This window comes from Bacteroidia bacterium (assembly GCA_025056095.1).
GTDB lineage: Bacteria > Bacteroidota > Bacteroidia > JANWVE01 > JANWVE01 > JANWVE01.
The window spans coordinates 1-3812 of the sequence record JANWVW010000254.1; the positions used below are offsets into that span (position 1 = coordinate 1).

Genomic DNA, 3812 nt, shown 5'->3' on the forward strand with positions numbered 1-3812 from the left:
TTGAGATAAGGGATAAGTTTATCTACTATCATAATGCTGTTTTAAGTTAATCAAGGTTAAAAAGGACAGGCATAGAAGGGACAGCATCACTTTCAAATGGGCTTAATCCCAAGTGTAGAGCATACAAGCCATCTTCAAGTGTATCAGGAATTTGGCAAAGTTCAGTAATGGTATCATTCGGATAGAGCGGAATACTTTCTCGGTTTTGCATGCCCCAAAAAGCAAGATGGGCTTCTAACTTTCCGTCGTCTTTTTCAGGGTCAATGGAAGGAAGATTAGTAAGTAAGTGTTGAATGCCAATAGCCTTCAAGCGTTGTATTAAGCTTTTAGTGAAAAATGGAGGATTTTTACCTGAAAAATTTTTACCGTCAAAATTGTATTTAATCTTGTATTGCAAATCATATTCAACTCTAACAATTAAAGCAGGTACTCCATTTTTTATTTTTTGAATTGGAAGATAATGAATAGGATATTGTGTTGATGTCTCCTCATGTTCTATTGTGATCAATTGTGCAAGCATCAGAAATGGAATTTTGACGTTTTGGATAGAATAAAATGATTTAGAAACATGTCCGAAGCATTCTGTATGAGTACCGTTGCCATGTGCGCAGAAACGAATGTATTCGCAATTGACACTACCCCCTTGGGCTACATTTGCGATAAAATTCTCCGTTTCGTAGGGTGTAAATTCAGGTTCATCAATAAAGTAGCAATTAGGGTTTTTGCCTTTTTCACGGCTTATGATAGTATACAAAGGTATTGGATTTTGAAGTAAAATTTTGGATATATTCATAAGTACAACGTAAATATACGAAGTATATTGCGCGTTTTCAAAACAGAGATGAATTTTGTAACAGTTTAAGCACTAGGATTTTTTGGGCGTGCCCTTGTGGGCGTTTCGCTACGCTCATGCCCACAAGGTCGGCGTGCTGCGGGCTACGTGCAGAATGCCCCACACCTTGCACCAGTGAGGGGCACGCCCAAGATGAATCTACTTTCTTATCCACAAAAAATTTATTCTCAAAGCAAAAGGTTGATAGTATTTCGCAAAGCAATACACTCTTTCAATCCTTCTGACCAGTGTGGTATAGAAAGGTTAAAAGTTTGTTTTGTTTTATTTTTATCAAGGACAGAATAGGCAGGTCGCTGTGCTAAGGTAGGATACTGTGCAGATAAAATAGGTAAAACTTGACAATCTAAATTTTGCATCGCTACAATCTGATAAGCAAAGTCATACCATGAGCATACTCCTTCGTTACTGTAATGAAAAATCCCTTTTGAAGAAGGAAAGTGCATACATATTTGTAAGAGGGCTTCGGCTAAATGTATTGTATATGTAGGTGTGCCTACTTGGTCATAGACTACGTTAAGTTGTTTTTTTTCTTTGCCTAAGCGAGTGATGGTATTAAAAAAATTATGTCCGAAGGGCGAGTATAGCCAAGAAGTTCGGATAATAATATAATTTTCGCAGTTTTCTATGATGGCGAGTTCGCCGTTGCGTTTTGTTCTGCCGTAGATATTGAGCGGATAAGTAGCATCCGTTTCAGTGTAGGGGGTATTTTTTTGCCCATCAAACACAAAATCGGTAGAAAGGTGTATTAGTCGGATATTTTTTCTTTGGCAAGTTATGGCTATTTGTTCTACGGCGTTAGTGTTAATTTGAGTGGCGAGGTTAATTTCTTGTTCTGCTTTATCCACAGCAGTGTAAGCAGCGGCATTGATGCAAACGTCTATTTTATGCGTACTGACAAATATATCAAATGTTTGAGGTTGAGTGAGGTTAATTATGTTTCTATCTGCGTATAAGATATTGAGATGTGCAAATTTTTGTTGATGCACGTATTGTATGGATTTACCGAGTTGTCCTGATGCTCCTGTTACGAGAATGTTCATATTTTTTTGAATGTTTTATTTTTGGGCGTGTCCTTGTGGGCGTTTCGCTTGCGCTCATGCCCACAAGGTCGGCGTGCTTCGGGCTACGCTTCGCTTCGGTGCTGCGCTGCGCTCCGCACTGGGCTAACGCCCACCCTCCGCATGCCTCACGCAATTTTATCCTATCAATTTAAGTTTGACAAGGTCTTGTATATCCAACATTCCAATTGGTGTATTGTTTTCTGTAACAATGATATTATCTATTTGATGTTGGCGAAATAGATTGACAGCTTCATACAGCAGTGCGTCAGCGTTGATGGTAATCGGCGGATGATAAGAAAAGTCGCTCATTTTAGCTTCTGTGATGGATTTACCTTTTTCTTTAAGTTGCCTACGGATATCGCCATCTGTAAAAATGCCCACAAGTTTGCCAAAGTCATCTACCACTGAAACTGCTCCAAGCTTTGAATCGGTCATTTGGACCATAGCATCAAGAAGTGTTTGTTTAAGCGTTACAGTAGGATTTTGGGGGCGTATAACTTCTTTAACTCGGATAGTCATCAAGCGAGTATGTTCAAAAAATTGGTCTATGCCAAGCGTAGTAAGAGTGTTGTCGCAAAGTTTTTGCATAACGCTCCAAGGTACGGTACACGCATGGGCGCCAAGCAAAATGGCTTGTCTTACGTGTTCAGCGTGTCTTACCGAAGAAACCATTACTTTGGTATCGTATCCATAAACTTCTACGGTTTGTACGCAGTCTTCAATAAGTTTCATGGCGTCATGTCCTTGGTCATGCAGTCTACCTACTAATGGACAAACGTACGCTGCGCCTGCTTCCATTGCCATGTAAGCTTGATTAAGCGTGTAAATTAAATGTACATTAACCAACTGCCCTTGCAAAGAAAGTTTTTTGCATGCTTTTACGCCTTCGTTAGAAATTGGTATTTTGAACACTAAGGTACATTTTGAATGTAAAGGTAGAGCTAACAACCGTTCAGCTTCTTTGATAATTTCATCTGCGGTAGCACCCAGCGCTTCTACGTGAAGTAGCGGTACCTTTTCAGATAATTTTACAATTGCGCCATCTATATCTGTGATGCCGTGCCTGTGCATAAAAGTTGGCGTCGTCGTTAAACCTGTGATGATGCCCAAATCCAAAGCGGCATCTATCTCTTTGAAGTCCACCGAATCTAAATAGAGTTCCATTTTTTGTATTCTAACAGAGTGCAAAACTATACTTTTTTTGCGTATCAAAAAATTTACCTACTTTTGAGCTATGAAAATTTCCGCAGCCTTTGCTTTGCTCTTAGTAACAACCTTAATTTTAACGCTATTTGGTTGCTCAAAGAAAAAAGCCAGCTCGGCAGAGTTTAACAAGCTACTAGAGCAAGCACAAGCTAAGGTCAATACAGGAGATTATACAGGGGCAATAGCCGATTTAGAAAAGGCTATTCAATTAGATAAGAAAAATGCAGAAGCTTTTTATTGGATGGGCAGAGCTTACATGGCTATAGAAAAATCCCCTTATCCTAAAACGATAGAAAACTTTCAAAAAACAGTTGCACTTGACCCTGACCACGCTCTTGCGTATTGTGCTATGGCGGCTGCCTATGACATGAGTAAGGAGGAAGCCAAAGCTTGTGAAGCGGCTACCAAATCTATTGCGGCTTTTGAAAAAAAAGGGATAAAATCCGAGCATAAAATGGTGTATCAACAAGCCGTGATGTTAAAAAATATCAATTGTAAGTAGTATCTGTGCCAAACTAAGGCTTTTTTGTTTGTTATCAAACGGCTTTGTTTTGTATCAACTCTATTTTGGTTTTGTGTGAAAGATAAAGATGAGTTTATGTGAGGATTGAATTTTTATTTTTTTGGGCGTGCCCTTGCCCACACTTCGCTTGTGCTTGTGTGGGCAAGGTCGGCGTGCTTCGGGCTACGCT

6 protein-coding genes are annotated in these 3812 nt (G+C 39.5%); 2 read left to right on the top strand and 4 right to left on the bottom strand.

Going from position 1 to position 3812, the window contains the following annotated elements; all coding sequences use genetic code 11:
* Positions 1 to 46 precede the first annotated feature (46 nt).
* From NZ519_12910 to rfbD, 3 genes are read right to left on the bottom strand one after another with little or no spacing between them, the layout of a single operon-like run.
* Positions 47 to 793, bottom strand: a complete 747-nt coding sequence (locus NZ519_12910; protein MCS7029654.1) for a cyclase family protein — start codon at positions 791 to 793, stop codon at positions 47 to 49.
* Between the two features lie 37 nt (positions 794 to 830).
* Entirely contained in the window at positions 831 to 1007 is a 177-nt protein-coding gene (locus NZ519_12915) for a hypothetical protein (protein MCS7029655.1), read from the bottom strand.
* A gap of 13 nt (positions 1008 to 1020) precedes the next feature.
* A complete protein-coding gene (gene rfbD / locus NZ519_12920; protein ID MCS7029656.1) occupies positions 1021 to 1893 on the bottom strand; it encodes a dTDP-4-dehydrorhamnose reductase in 873 nt (290 codons plus the stop codon).
* 35 nt (positions 1894 to 1928) lie between these two features.
* On the opposite strand from rfbD, the gene NZ519_12925 reads away from it, so the two are divergent.
* Positions 1929 to 2066: a hypothetical protein gene (locus tag NZ519_12925; GenBank protein MCS7029657.1), complete on the top strand. Its 138-nt coding sequence runs from the start codon at positions 1929 to 1931 to the stop codon at positions 2064 to 2066.
* Here the strand turns inward: NZ519_12925 and NZ519_12930 are convergent.
* Entirely contained in the window at positions 2050 to 3078 is a 1029-nt protein-coding gene (locus tag NZ519_12930) for a CBS domain-containing protein (protein ID MCS7029658.1), read from the bottom strand. The genes NZ519_12925 and NZ519_12930 overlap by 17 nt on opposite strands.
* A gap of 70 nt (positions 3079 to 3148) precedes the next feature.
* On the opposite strand from NZ519_12930, the gene NZ519_12935 reads away from it, so the two are divergent.
* A complete protein-coding gene (locus NZ519_12935) occupies positions 3149 to 3622 on the top strand; it encodes a tetratricopeptide repeat protein (GenBank protein MCS7029659.1) in 474 nt (157 codons plus the stop codon).
* The last annotated feature ends 190 nt before the right edge of the window (positions 3623 to 3812 follow it).

Coding starts and splice junctions, on each gene's coding strand:
- NZ519_12910 (MCS7029654.1), bottom strand. CDS start 793: ATGAATATATCCAAAATTTTACTTCAAAATCCAATACCTTTGTATACT.
- rfbD (MCS7029656.1), bottom strand. CDS start 1,893: ATGAACATTCTCGTAACAGGAGCATCAGGACAACTCGGTAAATCCATA.
- NZ519_12930 (MCS7029658.1), bottom strand. CDS start 3,078: ATGGAACTCTATTTAGATTCGGTGGACTTCAAAGAGATAGATGCCGCT.
- NZ519_12935 (MCS7029659.1), top strand. CDS start 3,149: ATGAAAATTTCCGCAGCCTTTGCTTTGCTCTTAGTAACAACCTTAATT.